The 19308-nt window shown below is 72.1% G+C and carries 11 protein-coding genes; 7 read left to right on the top strand and 4 right to left on the bottom strand.

The annotated features are described in order from the left end of the window. The first annotated feature begins 81 nt into the window (after positions 1-81). The 4 genes from mfd (at position 82) to ACIBZJ_RS16415 (ending at position 8296) form a co-directional block, all read left to right on the top strand. Positions 82-3702 carry a transcription-repair coupling factor gene (mfd, locus tag ACIBZJ_RS16430; RefSeq protein WP_395930157.1) on the top strand — a complete coding sequence of 1207 codons (3621 nt, stop codon included), beginning with the start codon at positions 82-84 and terminating at the stop codon, positions 3700-3702. A 167-nt stretch (positions 3703-3869) separates the two neighbouring features. Continuing rightward, the gene (locus tag ACIBZJ_RS16425; protein ID WP_395930155.1) at positions 3870-5552 is read left to right on the top strand and encodes a hypothetical protein; all 1683 of its coding nucleotides are present in this window, start codon (positions 3870-3872) and stop codon (positions 5550-5552) included. Between the two features lie 51 nt (positions 5553-5603). After that, positions 5604-6008, top strand: a complete 405-nt coding sequence (locus ACIBZJ_RS16420) for a hypothetical protein (RefSeq protein WP_395930153.1) — start codon at positions 5604-5606, stop codon at positions 6006-6008. Next, complete coding sequence (locus tag ACIBZJ_RS16415; RefSeq protein ID WP_395930151.1) at positions 6005-8296, top strand: FHA domain-containing protein; 2292 nt, start codon at positions 6005-6007, stop codon at positions 8294-8296. The genes ACIBZJ_RS16420 and ACIBZJ_RS16415 overlap by 4 nt, the downstream gene beginning before the upstream one ends. 304 nt (positions 8297-8600) lie before the next feature. On the opposite strand, the gene ACIBZJ_RS16410 is transcribed toward ACIBZJ_RS16415, so the two are convergent. Then, positions 8601-10457: a hypothetical protein gene (locus tag ACIBZJ_RS16410; protein WP_395930149.1), complete on the bottom strand. Its 1857-nt coding sequence runs from the start codon at positions 10455-10457 to the stop codon at positions 8601-8603. 39 nt (positions 10458-10496) lie between these two features. Next, positions 10497-12545 carry a cation:proton antiporter gene (locus ACIBZJ_RS16405; RefSeq protein ID WP_395930147.1) on the bottom strand — a complete coding sequence of 683 codons (2049 nt, stop codon included), beginning with the start codon at positions 12543-12545 and terminating at the stop codon, positions 10497-10499. Positions 12546-12665: 120 nt separating this feature from the next. Between ACIBZJ_RS16405 and ACIBZJ_RS16400 the strand changes: the two genes are divergently transcribed. Further along, positions 12666-13469: a serine/threonine-protein kinase gene (locus ACIBZJ_RS16400; protein WP_395930145.1), complete on the top strand. Its 804-nt coding sequence runs from the start codon at positions 12666-12668 to the stop codon at positions 13467-13469. Positions 13470-13665: 196 nt separating this feature from the next. Here ACIBZJ_RS16400 and ACIBZJ_RS16395 read toward each other — a convergent pair whose 3' ends face one another. Beyond that, the gene (locus tag ACIBZJ_RS16395) at positions 13666-16185 is read right to left on the bottom strand and encodes a protein kinase (protein ID WP_395930143.1); all 2520 of its coding nucleotides are present in this window, start codon (positions 16183-16185) and stop codon (positions 13666-13668) included. Between the two features lie 150 nt (positions 16186-16335). Here ACIBZJ_RS16395 and ACIBZJ_RS16390 point away from each other — a divergent pair, with 150 nt between their 5' ends. Beyond that, the gene (locus tag ACIBZJ_RS16390) at positions 16336-16911 is read left to right on the top strand and encodes a hypothetical protein (RefSeq protein WP_395930141.1); all 576 of its coding nucleotides are present in this window, start codon (positions 16336-16338) and stop codon (positions 16909-16911) included. Further along, complete coding sequence (locus ACIBZJ_RS16385; RefSeq protein ID WP_395930139.1) at positions 16908-17936, top strand: MazG family protein; 1029 nt, start codon at positions 16908-16910, stop codon at positions 17934-17936. Before ACIBZJ_RS16390 ends, ACIBZJ_RS16385 begins: the two co-directional genes overlap by 4 nt. A gap of 394 nt (positions 17937-18330) precedes the next feature. On the opposite strand, the gene ACIBZJ_RS16380 is transcribed toward ACIBZJ_RS16385, so the two are convergent. Then, the gene (locus tag ACIBZJ_RS16380) at positions 18331-19308 is read right to left on the bottom strand and encodes a matrixin family metalloprotease (RefSeq protein ID WP_395930136.1); all 978 of its coding nucleotides are present in this window, start codon (positions 19306-19308) and stop codon (positions 18331-18333) included.

The raw sequence follows: 19308 nt of genomic DNA, 5'->3' as shown, positions 1-19308 counted from the left end.
TAGGCTTGGAGATGCACGGCACGCCTCCCGATCCACCGATCGGGGGTTTCGTGCTGTCTATTAGCAAGTGGAAGGCATTGCATGAGCCTCAGTGGTCTGCTCGCCGCTGCCCGTACGGACCCCGCTCTCGTCGAGGCCGGGCGCCGCGCGTCCGGGCCGGATGCCGGCGAACTCGACCTCACCGCCCCCGAATCGTTGCGTCCGTTCGTGGTCGCGACGCTCGCCGGCGCGCGCACCGGTGGCGGGCCGGTGCTGGCCGTCACCGCGACCGGCCGCGAGGCCGACGATCTGGCCGCGGCCCTCACCTGCCTGCTGCCGCCCGACCGCGTCGCGGTCTACCCGGCCTGGGAGACGTTGCCGCACGAGAAGTTGTCGCCGCGGGCCGACACGATCGGCCGCCGGCTCGCGGTGCTGCGCCGGCTGGCGCACCCGTCGTCCGACGACCCGACCACCGGCCCGCTCGACGTCGTCGTCGCTCCGGTCCGCAGCGTCCTGCAGCCGCAGCTGGCCGGCCTGGGCGACCTGGAGCCGGTCGGCCTGCAGACCGGCGACACCGCTCCGCTGGACGAAGTGGTCGAGCGGCTGGTCGGCATCGCGTACGCCCGCGTCGACCTGGTCGAGAAGCGGGGTGAGTTCGCGGTCCGCGGCGGCATCCTCGACGTGTTCCCGCCGACCGAGGAGCACCCGGTCCGGGTCGAGTTCTGGGGCGACGAGGTCGAAGAGGTCCGGTACTTCGCGGTGGCCGACCAGCGCTCGCTGGAGATCGCCACCCACGGGCTCTGGGCGCCGCCCTGTCGTGAGCTGCTGCTCACGCCCGAGGTGCGCGACCGGGCGGCCCAGCTGGCGAAGGATCACCCGGCGCTGGCCGAGATGCTCGACAAGGTGTCCGACGGCATCCCGGTCGAGGGCATGGAGTCGCTGACCCCGGCGCTGCTGGAAGGCTCGGGCAAGCTCGAACTGCTGGTGCAGGCGGTGCCGGCCGGCACCCACGTGCTGCTCTGCGACCCCGAGCGCATCCGGGCCAGGGCCCGCGACCTGGTCGCGACCAGCGCGGAGTTCCTGGCCGCGTCCTGGGCCGCGGCGGCCGGTGGCGGCGAGGCCCCGATCGATCTCGGTGCGGCGGCGTTCCGCAGCCTCGCCGACGTGCGCTCGGCCGCGACCGGCCGGGGCCTGCCCTGGTGGACGGTGGCGCCGTTCGGCACGTCGGCGGCTCCCGTGGCGTCCGAATCGGAGTTCGAGGACGACGCGCTCGACGTACGGATCCCGACGGTCGACGATCCGGGCGCAGCCCGCGAGTGGTTGGCGCTCGACGCGAAGCCGGTCGACGCGTTCCGCGGAGACAGCCGGCGGGCCACCGAAGAGGTGCGCAGGCGCGCGGCCGAGGGCTGGCGCACGGTGCTGGTGTTCGAGGGGCCGGGGTCCGCGCAGCGGGCGGCCGAGACGCTCCGCGAGGCCGAGGTCGGCGCGCAACTGGTGGCCGACGTCGAGTCCGAGCCGGAGGCGCGCTCGGTGCTGGTGACCACCGGCCAGCTCGCCGGTGGGTTCGTGCTCGAGAGTGCGAAGCTGCTGGTCTTCACCGAGTCCGACCTGACCGGCGCGAGGGCCGGTTCCGGGCGCGAGCGCGGGCGCATGCCGTCGCGGCGGCGCAACGCGGTCGACCCGCTGCAACTGCAGCCGGGCGACTTCGTGGTGCACGAGCAGCACGGCGTCGGCCGCTACGTCGAGATGATCAAGCGGACGATCAACGGCGGCGAGCGCGAGTACCTGGTGCTGGAGTACGCGCCGAGCAAGCGCGGCCAGCCGGGCGACCGGCTGTTCGTGCCGACCGACTCGCTGGAGCAGCTCACCCGGTACGTCGGCGGTGAGTCGCCGGCGCTGCACAAGATGGGCGGCGCCGACTGGCAGAAGGCCAAGGGCCGGGCCCGCAAGGCGGTCAAGGAGATCGCCGGTGAGCTGATCCGGCTCTACGCGGCCCGCACCAGCACGAAGGGGCACGCGTTCGCGGCCGACACCCCGTGGCAGCGCGAGCTGGAAGACGCGTTCCCCTATGTGGAGACGCCCGACCAGCTGGTCGCGATCAACGAGGTCAAGTCCGACATGGAGAAGCCCTACCCGATGGACCGGGTGATCTGCGGCGACGTCGGTTACGGCAAGACCGAGATCGCGGTGCGGGCGGCGTTCAAGGCCGTGCAGGACGGCATGCAGGTCGCCGTGCTGGTGCCCACGACGATCCTGGCCAAGCAGCACTTCCTGACGTTCTCCGAGCGGATGGCGCAGTTCCCGGTCGTCGTCGCGCAGCTCTCGCGCTTCCAGACCGACGCCGAGGCGGCCGAGACCGTCGCGAAGCTGGCGTCCGGTGAGGTCGACATCGTGGTCGGTACGCACCGGCTGCTGCAGGCGTCCACCCGGTTCAAGAACCTGGGTCTGGTGATCGTCGACGAGGAGCAGCGCTTCGGCGTCGAGCACAAGGAACAGCTCAAGCAGATGCGGACGGCCGTCGACGTGCTGACGATGTCGGCGACGCCGATCCCGCGGACGCTGGAGATGTCGCTGACCGGCATCCGCGAGATGTCGACGATCCTCACGCCGCCGGAGGAGCGGCACCCGGTGCTGACGTTCGTCGGCCCGTACGAGGAGAAGCAGATCGGGGCCGCGGTGCGTCGCGAACTGCTCCGTGAGGGCCAGGTGTTCTACCTGCACAACCGGGTCGAGTCGATCGAGCGGGCGGCGGCCAGGCTGCGCTCGCAGGTGCCCGAGGCCCGGGTCGCGGTGGCGCACGGCCAGATGAACGAGGACGCGCTGGAACGCGTGATGCTCGGGTTCGACGAGAAGGAGTACGACGTCCTGGTCTCGACCACGATCGTCGAGTCCGGTCTCGACATCCCGAACGCGAACACGCTGATCGTCGAGCGGGCCGACGTGCTCGGGCTCTCGCAGCTGCACCAGATCCGGGGCCGGGTGGGCCGTGGGCGCGAGCGTGCGTACGCGTACTTCCTGTACCCGCCGGAGCGTCCGCTGACCGAGACCGCGCACGACCGGCTCGCGACGATCGCGCAGAACTCCGACCTCGGGGCCGGTATGGCGGTCGCGATGAAAGACCTGGAGATCCGCGGGTCGGGCAACCTGCTCGGCGGCGAACAGTCCGGGCACATCGCGAACGTCGGTTTCGACCTGTACGTCCGGCTGGTCGGCGAGGCCGTGGCCGAGTACAAGGGCGAGAAGTCCGAGATCGAGTCCGAGGTCAAGGTCGATCTGCCGGTCGACGCCCACCTGCCCCACGACTACATCCCGGGGGAGCGGCTGCGGCTGGAGGCGTACCGGAAGCTGGCCGGGGTCACGACGCCGGCGGAGCTGGCGGCGGTGCGGGAGGAGATCCGCGACCGGTACGGCAACCCGCCCGAGGCGGTGGAGAACCTGTTCGCGGTGGCGTCGTTCCGGGTGAAGGCGCGGTCGTCCGGGGTGACCGAGGTTTCTCTGCAGGGCAAGCAGATCCGGTTCGCGCCGCTTCGTCTGCCGGAGTCGAAGGTCATGCGGCTGCAGCGGTTGTACCCGGGCGCGATGTACAAGCAGGCGGTGGACGTGGTGCTGGTGCCGCGGCCGTCGACGGCCCGGGTGGGCGGTCAGCCGTTGCGCGATACAACCCTCCTGGACTGGGCTTCCGACTTCATCGACGCGATGGTTCCGGATCCTGCGAAGGTCTAGTCCCGGTACCGTCTCGGGGCGTGCCCGGCGCATTCGTGCGTCGGGCGCTCCACTAGTCGTATAGGCGTCAGAGCAGAGGGGGCGGGCTGCGGGCTCGCCTAGCGTTCCGACCGCAGTGGGCAGGAGTCCGCTGCGGTTCTTGTCGTTGCGAGCAGATGGTGAGGGTCATGACCAGTCCGTATCCCGGTCAGACGCCCGGTACGGGGCCCGGGTTCGCGGCCGGCCCTCCCGGCGGCGGCGCGCCCGGCCAGCGTCCGGCGGCTCCCCCGACGGCGGTGTACCCGACCGCGCCACCTCAGCATCAGCACCAGGCCTCGTATCCGGCGTCGGCTCCGGCCGGTGGCGGTGACCTCACGCCGGAGTTACTCCAGACCAGCATCTGGTCGGACCAGATGGTGGCGGCGGCCGGCATCCCGATCGTCGACATCCCGTTCGTGACGATCGGTGGTGGTATCGGATCGTTCGTGACCGTGGACTACCTGCGGATCGCGGGCGTCCCGACCGACCAGATCCGGATCCTGTCGAACATCGACACCCCCTGGAAGACCTACGAGTACCTGACCCGGGTCTCGCAGATCCCGCGGTCGGAGCGGATCCGGTCGGACTCGGCGTCGCGGCCGGACAACATCTGGGGTTTCCCGTCCTACGCCGTCGAGGAGGCGGTCAAGGACAAGTCGCCGGCCGCGCTCTGGCAGGTGCTGGTCGAGCCGTTGTTCGCGGACTACTACACGCCGCGCGCCGGGATGGTGTTCGAGAACCTCGAGCGTGAGGCCAAGCGCATCCGCTGGTGGGAGATGCTGGTCAAGGGCCAGGTACGGATGGTGCGCCGCCGTCACGGTGGCGGCTACTTCACGATTCTGACGCCACCCGACGGCGCCGCGCCGACCAAGCGGGTGGCGTACCGCTCGCAGTACGTCCACGTCGGCATCGGGTACCCGGGCCTGAAGTTCCTGCCCGAGCTGCAGGAGTTCCGGACGCAGCACCAGGACTTCCACCACGTGGTCAACGCGTACGAGGACCACGAGCACATCTACACGTTCCTGCGGTCCCGGCCGGGCACCGTGCTGGTCCGCGGCGGTGGCATCGTCGCCTCGCGGGTATTGCAGCGGTTGATGGACGACCGGGAGAAGTACGGCCTGCAGACGCAGATCGTCCACCTGTTCCGGACGTACGTGCGCGGTTCGCACGGCAAGGGGGCCTGGTTGCGCCGGAAAGGCGGCAACGGCTTCGCCTACCAGGGCTTCAACTACCCGAAGTCGGTCTGGGGCGGTCAGCTCAAGGCCCGGGTGCGCAAGCTCGAAGGCCCGGAGCGGGCCCAGGCGTACAAGGACATGGGCGGTACGAACACCCCGTGGCGCCGGCGTTGGCAGGCGCAGATGAACGCTGGCCGGACCGGGAACTGGTACCACACGCTGGAGGGCACGGCCGAGGCCGTGACGATCGGTGCGGACGGCCGGACGGTCAGCCGGGTGAAGCTCGGTGACGGGCAGGTCAGCGAGATCCCGGCCGACTTCATCATCGACTGCACCGGTCTGCAGGCCGACATCCGTGAGCACCGGCTGCTGGCCGACCTCATGGACCACAGCGGCGTCGGGCGCAACCCGGTCGGGCGGCTCGACGTCGAGCGGACGTTCGAGCTCCGGGGCACCGCGAACGGCGAGGGCCGGATGTACGCGTCGGGTTCGCCGACCCTGGGCGGGTACTTCCCGGGTGTCGACACGTTCCTCGGACTGCAGGTGGCGGCGCAGGAGATCGCGGACGACCTGGCCCGCCGTGGGTTCGCCCGGCGGATCGGGCCGATCCGGTCGGTGAGCCAGTGGCTCAAGTGGGCACGGAACAAGCAGATCTGAGGGGATCGTTCAATGTTGCCCACGCTGTGGGGTCGGATTCAGTCGAGGATCGTGTTCACGCTGGTCCTGGGCGGCTTGGTGGCGCTGGTCGTGACGCCATTTTTGCCGCTTGGTGTGGGTTTCGGAGCTAAGTACCGAATCGCGTACACCGTGATCGTGACGGTCGCCGTGGTCGGTGTGCTCTGGGAGCTGCTGTACCACCTGCTGATGCAGTGGCGGTGGGAGAAGGACTGGCCGACGCTGTTCGGCTTGCTCACGTTCCTCAACGAGGGTTTGCTGGTCTGGGCGTTGCTGCTGGCCGGCGTCGTCCCGGGGATCGACGGGCTCACCGGATTGCAGTCACTTTCGTACTGGATTCTCTTCATCCTGGTGTGGATGGCAGTCTGGGTCTTCGCGAACGGCCCGATGAGGGTGTTCTCGATCCACTGGCGGTTCCGGGGTGGGAGGTTCGTGTGACCACAGGAAACAACGATGAGAAGCCGGACGAACGGACGCTTGCGCCGGTCGCCGGCTCCGGTCTGCTGGCCCGGTACGGCGATCTCGTGCTGCTCTACGCGGCGCCCGAGGGCGACGACGAGCGGACGACGTCGGTTCTCGATGCCATCGCGTCGGCGGCGGGATCGGCCTCGGGTGACGGGCGTCGCCTCGGCCGACGGCTGGCTTCGTTGTTGATCTCGGCGGCGGACGAGTTCCCGGCGCTGGCGGCGTTCGGTCCGGTCGGCGACGGCGTCGCGGTGATCGTGCACGGCGACGCGCAGGTCTCGGTCTCCACCGATGACGGCGAGATCGTGCTGGACGGGCGGGACGCGCTGACGTGGGTCGACCGGATGATTCCGGCGCCGGCCCGGGTGATCCGGGGCGCACTGGATTCGCTGGACGGGTCGGCGGCGGATCCCTGGTCGCGGCTCGATGCGGGCGTGGTGAGGGCGGGTGGCTTCGTGTTCGGCCCGCCGTCGGGGGTGGCCCCGGCGGCCGCGCCGGGCTCGGTTGCAGCGGTTGCGCCGGCTGTGGGGTCCGGGCCTCGGGTGGCTGTGCCGGACTCGGCTGGGGCCGGGTCTTCTGGGAGCACGTCTTCGGGGGGTGCGTCTTCGGGGGTCGAGCCGTCTTCGGTGTCGGGGCCTTCGGGACGTTCGGCGCCTTCGGAGACCGGGACGGGTGTCGCTTCGACGGTGGGATCGGCGCTGTCGGGCGGGTCCGTGGAGTCTGTTCGGTCTGTCGACTCGGTGGACTCGGTGGATTCCGTGGACGACGACGAGGAGATTCTGCAGCGGACCGAGGCGTTCACGCCGTTCGACGGTGACTCGGAGTTCACGCCGACCCCGGCGTCGCTCCGAAGCGAGCGATCGGAGCCGGACGTGGTTCCCCCGCGCGGCGCCGCGTCGGTGTCGCGAAGCGGCTACGAGCCGCCGGCTTCGTTCTCGAGCCCGCCCGCGGGCTCGGCCCCGCTGCTGCCGCCGGCCGACGAACCGTCCGCGGATTCCCGCGACGACCAGGCGCCGTTCGGCAGTGCGTCCGCCCCGTTCGAGGACGCCGCGCCTCCGCGCCCGTTCGGCGAGGCACCTCCGCCGCCGTACGGTGACGCGCCGCCTCCGCCGCCGTACGGAGACGGGCCCCCGCCTCCGCCGTTCGGTGACTCGGCGCCGCCGCCTCCGCCGCCGTATGGCGACGTGCCTGCGCCTCGGCCGTTCGGTGACTCGCCTCCGCCTCCGCCGCCGTACGGTGACGTGCCTCCGCCTCCGCCGTTCGGTGACTCGGGGCCGCCCCCGGCGCCCTACGGGGACGCGCCGCCTCCGCCTCCGCCGTTCGGGGACTCACCCCCGCCCGCGCCCTACGGGGAGGCGTCCCCGTCGTCCGCGCCGCCAGCGCCGTACGGAGAGCGCGGCTCGTTCGGCGACTCGTCGGCACCTCCGGCACCGTTCGGTGGGCCCTACGGCGCCCCGGCGGCGCCTTCCTCCGCGCCGCCCGCGCCGTTCGGCGATTCGGGTTACGGCGGACCGGGCGCGTTCGACGCCCCGCCCGCCGCGTACTCGCCGACCGGACCGTCACCGGTGCTGCCCGACCAGCCGGTTCCCGACCCGGCCCTGCAGCCGTCGTCCGCACCGCCCGCGGCGCCGCAATCCGCCGGTTTCGACCCGGGCGCACCCTTCGAGGCCGTGCTCCTCATCGGCGAGGAGGCCGAGCCGTCGCAGACGTCCGGCCCGCTGCCCCCGGCCGACGTCCAGCCGCCGCCGGGGCCGGTCCCCGCCGACGGCGCCGAGGAAGCGGACGCCCGCCCGATAGTGCTGGGCATCTACTGCAAGAACGACCACTTCAACGACCCCAGGGTTCCGTACTGCGCGGTCTGCGGCATTTCGATGGCGCAGCTCACGCACGTCTCCCGCACCGGTCCGCGTCCCCCGCTGGGGTTGTTGGTCCTCGACGACGGTGCGACGTTCCGGCTCGACACCGACTACGTCGTCGGCCGCGAGCCCGAACGGGACGAAGCCGTCCTCCAGGGCAAGGCGCGCGCGCTGCGGATCGACGATGCCAAGGGCGTGGTCTCCCGGATCCACGCGAGGATCGAACTCGACGGCTGGGACGTCAACGTCATCGACCTGGCCTCCGCCAACGGGACGCACATCGCGCCACCGAACAGCGAGTCCTGGACCCGCCTGGACCCGCACACCAAGGTGACGCTGACGCCGGGCACCCGAGTCGTCTTCGGACGCCGAGGCTTCCGCTACGAGTCCCACCGCAACCCCTGACGCGGGTGCGCCGCCGACTCGGCGAATACGTCGAGTCCGTGGCGCACCCGCGTCAGCGGCGCGATCGTGTCCGAGGGCTGCGCCGCCCAGACCCGCTGCGGCGGTCCCCGGCCGTGTCTCGCGCAGCTGGGCTGCGCTCCAGCCGCCAGAGCCGGCCCGGTCGGCCGACGGCGCCGGCCAGCCCGTAAGCCCGCTGGACCGCCCCCGCCCGCGTCGGGTCGCGCTGGGCCTTGGATCGGGAAGGTCGGTTTCGCGACCGTGTGGCGGCGCTCGCGGACGGCTGTCGGGCCCGCGAGGCCGGCGATCAGCGCGGTCGCTGGTCCGGGTTCGGACGCGGCAGCGCGGCCGGGGGTGCCGTCGAGATCGGCGGCAGAGGCTCCGCCGCCACCCTCGGCAGCGAGACGATATCGGGGTTGCACTCGATCGCGGTCACGCTCGGCCCGTGCTGACCGGCCGTCACCAGCAGCATTGCGTAGTCGGGCAGACCCTGGAGCGTCCGGGGCTCGACCGTGAACTCGGCGGCCCGCTCGTAGGTCTCGGCGTTGTTCCAGTTCGTGCCCTCGGCATGCCCCTCGGTCGTCCGCCACGACCGCGACGAGTTGCCCACCAACCCCGACAGCGCCTGCCACGGCCGGCGCACCGACGGCATCGGCCGGCTCGCCCTGGTCTGCGTCTCGGACTCGCCGGTCGTGTGCGTCTCCGCCCCGCCGAGCTGGCGGGTCAACCGGCTCAGCACGAACCGCTGCTGACGCCCGATGAACTCGGCGGCCTCGTTCGCCTCCTGGTGATTGCCGAGCCGCATCACGCCGACCGCACCGGCGCCGAGCACCTGTAGCGACGTACCGCGCAGGTGCCGGAACAGGTAGACCAGCCGGATGCCGCGCCGCTCGCAGACGTCGGACAGCCGCTCGAGGTGCCTGCGCGCGATCTCGTCGGCCCCGACCACGACGATCGTCCGCGGAGTGCCGCCGGCCTCGCCCGCGGCCGCGCCCCGGGTGAGGCGCTGGACGATCAGGTCGCCGAGCACCTCGTCGCGCGCGGTACTGCCGGTGCTGAGCGTCGCGACGCAGGACAGCTGGGCCGCCGGACGCGGCTGGGCAGCGCTACCCAGCGGCGCCAGCGGGAACAGCAGCGACTCGAGCTGCCGCAACCGCGGCCCGATCTCTTGCCGGTACGACACCGAGAACAGCTCGTCGGAGATCCGGCGGCTCTCGTCGTCGGTGAGCGGCTCGGCGTCACCGGCGGGCTCACCGAGCAGCAGACGCAGAGCGGCCAGCACCCGCCCCACCGTCAGCCCGCCCGGCGCCAGCACCGCGCACACCGCACCGAGCACCCGGTCGTCGGACGAACGCTCGAACCGGTCGCCGCCCTCTCCACCGTGGACGGCCTCGACGAGCACGTCGACGAACTGACGCTCGTCGAGACCGGAGAGCACGTCGGCGGAGGCCAGATCGGCGGGGAACAGCTGCACATCGGTGGAGAGACCGGCCTCACCGGCGACCTCGGCCAGTTCGCGGACGACACCCTCGCCGGTCAGGTCGAGCACGGTGAGCTGGCCGCCGCCGGCCAGAGTGGACGAGCCGAAGACCGTGAGCAGCCCCTCCCAGCCCCAGAGCGTGCCGCCGACGACGTCGATGCGGCGGGTGTGCGGCGGCGGTACGGCGGGCGACCACTCCGGGAGCTGCTCGCTGCGCTGCTGCTCCTGCTGCTCGAACTGGGCCTTGCGGGCGTGCCAGTCGGCCAGCTCGCGGTCGTAACGGGCGCGCTGCTCGGCGGCCATCGCGTTCGGACGGTTCGCGGCGCTGCGGGCACTCTGCGCGCTCAGCCAGACCGCGGCGCCGGCCAGCCCGAACACGAGCGCGACGACCACCAGCATGAGCAGGAAGATCTTGCCGCCGCCGTCGCCCCCGCTGGCGATCGCGAGCCCGCAGACCACCACGAAGCTGACGATCAGCGCGGCGGGCACCGCGATCGCGATGTTGCGGACGAGATGCGGGTTCGCGGCCCTGGCCCTGGTCACGACGTCGGCCGGCACCTCGGTGAGCGTCGGGGGCGGCTGCCCGAACGGGCGGCGGAACAGGTTCCGGTCGCGGAACACCCAACCGAGCCGCTCACCCGGCCGCAGCAGAGCCGACAACGGTGCTCGCGACGATTCCGCCATGCCCAGAACGATAGAGCGTCCCGCCGACACAACCCGCGATCAGCCCGTAACCACCGCCGGCTCCGCAGACCCGGCCGACCCCGCAGACCCGGCCGACCCCGCAGACCCGGCCGGCTCCGCGGTCCCCACGAGGTCGATCCAGTCCGCGATCGGACCGGTGTCCGCGTCCTGCGCCGCCCGCACCGCCACCTGAACCCCGTCGCCGACCGCGATCCCACCGGCCACGACCAGCGCACCCGCGGGAACTGCACCCACGGAAACGTTCAACCCCCGCCGCTCCAGCTCCGCCACCGCCGCCGCGGCCCGACGCCCGGCCCCCTCGTCGATCACCAGCGGCACCCGCCGCGCCGCGGCGATCAGCGCACCCACCCGCAGCGCCGCCACCGAATCCGCATCCGTGCCCCAGCGCACCGCCACCACGGAGGGCATCAGAGGCCGCTCGGCCGCCACTGTCACCAGCTCCCCGGTGACCACGTCACCCAGCGCGTGCGCCCCGGCCCGCACCACCACCACGTCCGGCTCCGACGCCGTGACCTGCCGCGCCAGATCCCGTTCGAGATCGTGCGAGAACCGGGACAGCACCGGCACCGGGAGATCGTCCCTCCGGACCCGGGCCGCCAGCCGCTCGGTCTCCTCGAGCGAACGCGCCATCTCCGCCAGCTCGCCGGAGAGCCCGGTGCCGACCTCCAGCGCGGGCTTGCGATAGGCCAGCAGCCGCGACAGCACGACCTCGGCCGGCCGGCGTGCGCCGACCAGCGCGCCCGCCAGGTCGACGTCCGCGGTCTGCGATGACGGATCGTCGACGACGGCGAACACCCTCCGTGCGGCCTCGACCCCCAGCGAGGCCCGCTCGGCCTCGGCGATGTCCCGCTCGATTCGCCGCTTCGAGTAGAACGCCGACAACATCGGACCCGCCATCACGGTCGTCACGACCGCCATCACCACCATCAGCGAGAACAGCGACTGGTCGAGAATGCCGAGTTGCAGACCGACGGTGAGGATCACGATCTCGGTCAGCCCGCGGGTGTTCATCAGCGTGGCCAGCGCGAACGCCTGCCGGTCCGGCACCCGCTGCAGACGGGCCCCCAGGTACGCGCCGACGAACTTGCCGACGATCGCGACCACCAGGATCAGCGCCAGCTCGCCGAGGCCCGACAACCCGATGTTGCGCAGGTCGACCTTGAGACCGGACGTGAAGAAGAACACCGGCAGCAGCAGCAGGACGCTGACCTGCTCGAGCTTCTCCATGATGTCGTGACGCAGCGTCTCGCCGCCTTCACGCGGCATGACCGTTCCGAATAGGAATGCCCCGAAGATCACGTGAACGCCCAGCCACTCCGCCGCGAACGCTGAGAGCATCAGCCCGACCAGCACGATCGCCAGCACGGTCGGCGTCAGCCCTCCGGCCCGCGAATGCAACGGGAGCAGCCGCCGCAGCAGTGGCCGCACCAGGAAGAACATTAACGGGATGTAGACGACGACGAACAGCGTGTGCCACGACGTGTCGGCCGAGCTACCGGCCACCGTCACCACCACGGCCAGCAGGGACCAGGCGATCACGTCGTCGACGGCGGCGCTGGCCAGCGCCAGGCCACCGAGCCGGGTGCGCTGCATGCCCCGGTCGGTCAGGATCCGGGCCAGCACCGGGAACGCGGTGATCGACATCGCCGCGCCCAGGAACAGCACGAACGGCAGCCGGTCGTCCGGCGCGACCCCGTGCCGGGAGGCCAGCCAGAACGCCAGCCCGATCCCCAGCACACACGGCAGGATGATCGATCCGATCGAGACGCTGACCGCGATCCGCTCCCGCCCGCGGATCAGCATGTGGTCCAGCTCGTAGCCGACGATGAACATGAACAGCACCAGACCGACGTTGGCCAGCGCCGACAGCGGGATCCGGATGTCGACGGGGACGAGTACCGTCGACAGGTGCGGGCCGATGATCGTCGGGCCGAGCGCGATCCCGGCGATGATCTCGCCGACGACGGGTGGCTGGCCGACCTTCTGGGCCAACCAGCCGCCGACCCGCGCGAGCACGAGTATCAGGGCCAGGTCGAGCATCAGTAGCCCGGCATCGTGCGCTGTCACCGGCGTAGCTCCTGTCCGTGTCCGGTAGCCGACCTCGGGAGTCGCCTCCGGCCGGTAGTTTCACATCGCCGACCGACCGTCGTGAGGGTTCGTCGGGAAACGGACTTGAAGGAGAAGCACGTGGAAGGAATCGCCGATTACGAGTTCGTCCGGTCGCTGGGCGACGGCAACCACGGTGAGTTCTTCCTCGCCAAGACGCCGTCCCGCCTGCCGGTCGAGGCGGAACTCGTCGCGGTCAAGGTGCTGTCCGGGTCGACGACGCAGGAGGTGTTCCGCCGCGCCACGCGTGAGCTGGCCGCGTTCGCGGCGGTCCGCTCCGAGTACCTGGTGACGCTCTACGACGCGGGTCAGCAGGGCGGCGTCTTCTACTACTCGATGGAGTACCTGCCCGACGGCTCGCTGGCCGAGCCGGCCTATCTGCTCGACGAGTCCGCGACGCTGCGGGCGGTCGCGCACGCGGCCAGGGCGGCGCACGCGCTGCACGAGGCCGGCATCGTCCACCGCGACATCAAGCCCGGCAACGTGCTGCTGCACCCCGAGGGTGGTCGCCTCTCCGACCTGGGGCTCTCCCAGGTGCTGGCGCCCGGCATGACGCTCACCGGCATGGGTTCGCTCGGCTCGATCGAGTTCGTCGATCCCGACGTGCTGCACGGCGAGCCGCCGTCGCGCGCCAGCGACGTGTACTCGCTCGGTGTGACGCTGCACTACGCGCTCACCCAGCAGGGCCTGCACGGCGAGCTGCCGGATCACGATCCGGTGCTGGCGCTCCGCAAGGTCCTCTCCTCGCCCCCCACGATCGCGCCCGGCCTCGACGACGCACTCGCCGACATCGTCCGGTGGACCATCGCCGCCGATCGCACGGAACGCCCCGCCAGCGCCCTAGCCGTAGCCGAACGCCTGGATTCTTTGGTTGCGGCCACCTGAGAACGACGCTGACAGGCGAGCGCGCCTCCTTGAGGCGGCAGGCCCAGGGCCACGGCGTCGGCGCGCTCGACTGCCAGCGCCGCCCTCAGGCGGCTCCAGGTCAGAGCAACGGCGAGGGCAACGTCCTCACCCGTCGGCCTGGGCGCGACGCCTCGAGGAGGCGCGCTCGCCTGCCGGCGCCGCCCTCAGGTGGCCGCTAACCGTCGGCGAGGAGGTCGGCTACTTCGCGCACGTAGGCGGCGCTGACGCCGTCGGACACTCCGCGCTGGGAGCCGTTCCGGCCGGCGACCCAGACGGTCAGCGTCGAGCCGCTCGGGTCGAGGTCGATGCAGAGACGGCAACTCGCCGGGGGCCGGGCCTCCGGTGGGAGCAGCCGGACGACGTGCACGCCCAGGCTCCCGCCCGCCGCGGTCACGAACTCCGTGTCGACGCCGCCGAGCCGATCGTCGAGCACGGCCACGACCCGGGGCAGCGCGAGAAGCTGGCGCGCCCGGGGGTCGGCCGTCGCCGCCCGCCGCACCTCGACCAGCTGACGCAGCCTGGTCGTCAGATCGAGCGCGCCGTCCCGCGTCGTCGCGACGTGCGTGCCGGTCAGCGGCGGCGTCGCCGGACGCGCGTGCGGCAGCGACGCGACCCAGGTCCAGCGTTCGTCCTCGGTCGGCCCGGCCGCGAGCGCCACCGACAGGTCGCGCGCGTCGTGCAGCACCGCGGCCTGGGTCAGGATCCACCGCACCAGCGGCACCGCGGCCGGTAGCGGCCCCCGGATCGCGATCCCGCCCGCGCTGCCCACCGGCACCGCGATCGGCACCGGTGGGCGCCGCGCCAGCCAGCCGATCCGGGTCACCAGCGTCTGCGGATGTTGCGGCCCGCGCACCGCGCCGGCCAGCCGGTCGCGCGCCACCCGGTCGAGCGTCACCGGGTCGGGTGGCGGTGCGTTCGGTGCCAGCCGGGCCAGGTGCCGGGCGGACCGTACCTCCATCAGCGCGGGCCCGGCCGTGAGCAGGTCGCCCGGCGCCAACTGCCGGACGCCGTGCAGGGGCTCACCGTTGATCTGGGTGTCGGCGTCACCGGCGATCTGGACGGTCCAGCCGGTGACCGTGACGCCGATCGACACCCGTCCGATCGAGACCGTCCGCTCGCCGTCGGGCAGCGGCACCAGCCGACCGGCGTCCGGGCCTCCGACGACCGCCAGGTACAGCCGGCTCTCGGGCACGCGGCCGGACGGTGCCGGGTCGGTCGGCAGCGGCGCACCGGCCGGGTAGGTCGCGGTATAGGGCCGGTAGCCTCCGCCGGAGATCGGTGCCTGACCGGACGGCGAGACCTGCGCCGACCCGGACGGCGTCGGCCGCCGCGAGGTCGCGTACGGGTTGCCCCCCCGTTCCGGCGGCAGCTCCTGCAGGTGTCCGAGGCCGAACGGCGTGTCGTCGGGCAGCGTGAATCCGGGCGGTGCCGCCGGGTCGGAACTGACCGCCTTGGGCGGCTCGACGACGGCCTCGGCGCCGGCCGGCGAGCTGCTGGGTTCGGCGTGTTTCCCGCCTCCGGCGGCGCGCGGATCGGCGTCGATCCGAGGGTGGTCGACCGGAGCGAGCGGATCAGCCGACGACGGCGGGTCAGCGGAGAGCGGGGAGTCGGCCGGAGCATCCGCGCGGGCGCCGCCGACCGGAGCCGACGGCGGCGGGGGAGGAGTGCGGTCGGCCGACCGGCGGGAGCGGCGCGACTCGCCGTCCGCGACGACCGCCGCGCCCTGGTTCGCCGGGTTCGCCCAGGCGTGTTCCTGGCGGGCCTCGGCGCCGCTCGGCGTCCGGCGGTCGAGCCGCGGTGGCGGCTTCTGGACCACTGTGGTCTCGCCGGTCTCGACGGCCGAGCGCAGCGCGTCGATGAACTCCTTGCAGGTGCCGAAGCGCTCCTGGGGGGTCTTGGCCATCGCCATGCCGAGCACGCGGTCGACCGCGCGCGGCAACGACGGCTGCAGCGCCACCGCGGACGGCGGCGGAGCGGTGAGGTGCGCGGTGATGACCGCGACCTGGTTGTCGCGGGGGAACGGCAGTTGGCCGGTCAGCACCTCGAACGCCATGCAGCCGAGCGAGTACTGGTCGCAACGACCGTCGGTGACCGCGCCCTGCAACTGCTCGGGCGCGATGTACGCGACCGTGCCGAGGACCTGACCGGTCATCGTGATGTCCTGGTCCATGGCCTGGGCGCTCTTGGAGAGCCCGAAGTCGACCAGGTAGGCGTGCTCGGGACCACCGTGCGGGCCGCCGGGTTCGAGGTCGGGCGAGCCCGGACGCTCGACCAGCACGTTGCTCGGCTTCACGTCGCGGTGGGTCATCTGGAGCCGGTGGGCGGCGTCGAGCGCGTCGGCGACCTGGTCGAGCAGGCGGACCGCGCGCTTGGGCTCGAGGACCTGCTCGCGGTCGAGTATCGCGGCCAGGTCGGCGCCCGGGATGTACTCCATCGCCAGGTAGAGCTGCTGATCGACCTCGTCAGCGGTGTAGACCGTGACGATGTGCGGGTGCCGCAGCCGGGCCGCGGACAGGGCCTCACGCAGGAAGCGCCGCCGGAACGCCTGGTCGGCGACGAGGTGGGGACGGAGCACCTTGACCGCGTCGTCCCGATCGAGCAGCCGGTGCCGGCACAGGTACACCTCGCCCATGCCGCCGACGGCGAGACGCTTGCGCACCTCGTACGTCGCGAGGCGAGATCCTGGGCTCAGCACGCCTCAAGGTTGTCATGCGTTGACACGTCCCGGCGAACACACCCGTAACCAGGTCGCCGAACGGAGCGTCGCTTGTCGTTGTGTCGGCGCCCGTCAGTAGAGTGTCCGACGATCCGGATCGAGCCGACCTCGAGCGTTTGTGAGCGTGTGGTGTCCCGTCGTCTACTGGCCGCCGTTGCGGTGTCCCTCCTGCTGATCGGGCTGTCGTCGTGCAAGTCCGATCCCACCGTCGCGGCCTACGTGGGTGACGACGTGATCAGCATCGACAGAGTCGATGACTACTACGCGAAAGCCGTGGCCGACCCGGTTTCGGCTCAGCAGATCCAGCAGAACCCGAGCGCGGCGAAGCCGAATCTGGTGAGCATGCTCGTGTTCATCAAGCTGCTGCACTCCGCGACCGAGTCGGCGAACGTGGCGGTCACGCCGGCCGAACTGGCCGAGGCCAAGGCCCGGCTCGAGCCGCAGCGACAGCAGATCACCGGCGAACTGGCGCTGCTGCCGCTCGACCAGCTCGCCGACATCTTGGCCTACCAGGCGAAGCTGGGCGAATGGGCGAAGGCGGGCGTCACCGACCAGAACGCCGCGGCCAAGAAGTACACGCAGGCGCTGCGCGAGGCCGAGAAAGCCAACCCGATCACGGTGAACCCGCGGTTCGGCCGGTTCGACCTCGAGAAGGCGCCAGAGATGCGCAACTCTGACGTAGCGGTCAAATCGGTCGGGTCTTGAGTCGCATCGTCGTCCTGGTCACGTCGCCGAGGCTCCCCGCCGGTCTGCTGACCGCCGATGCCTGGGACGCGGTTCGTACGTACCCGGTGTTCGCGGCCGGGTGGCTGCCGCTGGCCGATCCGTTGCGCGCGGCCGGCGTCCTGGTGACCGAGGTCGGCGACGACCCCGAGGTCGCGCTGAGCCACCTGCGCACGGCCGCGGGTGGCACCGAGGCCACGGGTGGCACCGACGGCGACCGGGCCGTGGTGTGGCTGGCGGGCACCGGTGACACGCCGGCCGGGGGTGTGCCTGCGCTGCTCGCGGAACGGCTCGCGACCGATCCGGCGCTCGACTTCCAGGTCGAGATCCTCTACGGCTCCTGGGATCCGCCGGGGGCGCGGCTGCTCGACGTCGCCTCGGTGATGGACCGGCTGCGATCCCCGGGCGGGTGCCCGTGGGACGCGGAACAGACGCACGAATCGCTCCGGCCGTACCTGCTCGAGGAGGCCTACGAGGCCTACGATGCACTGCTCGACGGCGACCTGGAGGCGCTGCGCGAGGAGCTGGGCGACGTCTTGCTGCAGGTCGCGTTCCACGCCCGGGTCGCGTCGGAGAACGCCGACGAGGGGTTCGACATCGACGACGTCGCCGGCGACCTGGTGGCGAAGCTCGTGCGGCGGCATCCGCACGTGTTCGCGGATCGCACGGTGTCGGGCCCCGACGAGGTGAACACGAACTGGGAAGCGATCAAGAAGGCCGAGAAGAAGCGCGATTCCGCGCTCGACGGCGTCGCGCAGTCCCAGCCGGCGTTGTCGCTGGCCGCGAAGTACCTGTCCCGGGCCCGGCGCGCGGGCGTGGCGGTGTCGCCGCCGTCGCTCCCGCCGACGGTCGAGGCTCCGCACGACCAGGAGGCACTGGGAGCCCTGCTGTTCGCGCTGGTGGCGGCCGGCGACCAGTCGGGTTTGGACGCCGAGGCCGCGCTGCGGGCAGCGGCCCGGAGCTTCGCCGAAAACGTCCGGAACGAGGAGCGCGCCCGGCCGCGCTGAGGCGCCGGGCCGAAGGACGCGAAAGGCCGGAGTCGGTCAACCCCCTCCTGGTGACCGACCCCGGCCTGACCACCGTGGTCTGTAGCTCCTTTGCTGACGACGTCCCGGTGGCTGCGTCCCGGAACCGCGGCGGCAGTGGCGCGGGGGACGGCGCGTAGGTCCGGGCGACGCTGCCCGGATCGTCAGCGGCCCCGGCCCGGTTGGCGGACCAGGAGGCTGGGAGGCACCCGGGGCGCGCTGACATCCCTAACGATGCGTAGCGACAGGTGCACGGCAGGTGCACCCCGGTAGCACTTGGGTTGCAGCCCCGGCACCGCGCGAGTGGCCGACGACGACAGCGGCCCGTCGGCGCGAGGGGCGCCGGCGGACCGCTGTCAGGGCGAGTGCCGCTGGGTCAGCGGACGCCGTAGGTGGCGGCCAGGCCGCGGTAGTCGCCCAGGCCGAGGCTGCGCTTGCCGACCGAGCACGGGGCGAGCGCCGGGGTCATGACGGCGCTGGCGTGCGACGCCTGGCTGACGTGGTTCAGGCCCAGCGAGTGACCACGCTCGTGCAGCACGACCGACTGCAGGTCGTACGCGCCGCTGCAGCTCTTCGCCGAGGTGAAGAACTTGTACTGCGTGTTCAGCGCGGTGTCGGTGCCGGTCACGGTCTTGCGGCCGTTGATCGACTTGAAGTACGTGCAGGTCATGCCGAGCCAGCGACCCGAACCCGCGCGCCAGCCGATGACGTTCCGGCCGTCGTTGCCGGTGCAGTTACCGGCCGCACCCACCTGCACGGCGGCCGCGGTCGCGCCGCCGTACGACGGGGCGAGCTTGATCGACTTCTTGCCGCACGCGCGGGTCAGCGACGTGGTGGCGGCCGAGATCGAGGCCGGGGCGCCGGCGCGCACGGCGGCCGGGGCACCGGCCGGGTTGTAGTACCACTTGAAGCTCGAGAGCTTCCAGCCGGACAGCGCGTAGGCGGAGTCGGTGCAGGTCTTCGCGGCGTTGGCGCGGGCCGTGCTGGCCGCGGCGGCCTGCGCGACGTGCGACTCGGGCGCGGCCTGCGACGACGAAGCAGCGGCGTACTCGTGCTTGTCGGTCCGGACGACGACCGTGCCGTCGGCGGAGCGGCTGACCGTGATCGACAGGTCGCCCGAGGTGCTCTCGGCGGCGGCCTGGACACCCTCGCCGGCGGCGGGGATGCGGACGGTCAGACCCTGGAACTTGACGTTCGCACCGTCGACGCGGACCGCGGACAGCGTGGTCTCGGCGTCACCGGCGACGATCGTGACGCCGGCCGGCGCGGCGGCGGTGCTGGTGGCGACCGGGGTGGCGATGCCTGCGACGACCGCCACGGCGGCGGCGACGGTGGCGAGCGCGGCGACCGGCAT

This window comes from Cryptosporangium sp. NPDC051539, from assembly GCF_044454545.1.
Lineage (GTDB): Bacteria > Actinomycetota > Actinomycetes > Mycobacteriales > Cryptosporangiaceae > Cryptosporangium.
Note: the sequence above shows the minus strand (reverse complement) of the source record. Positions and strands in the feature narration are given on the sequence as shown.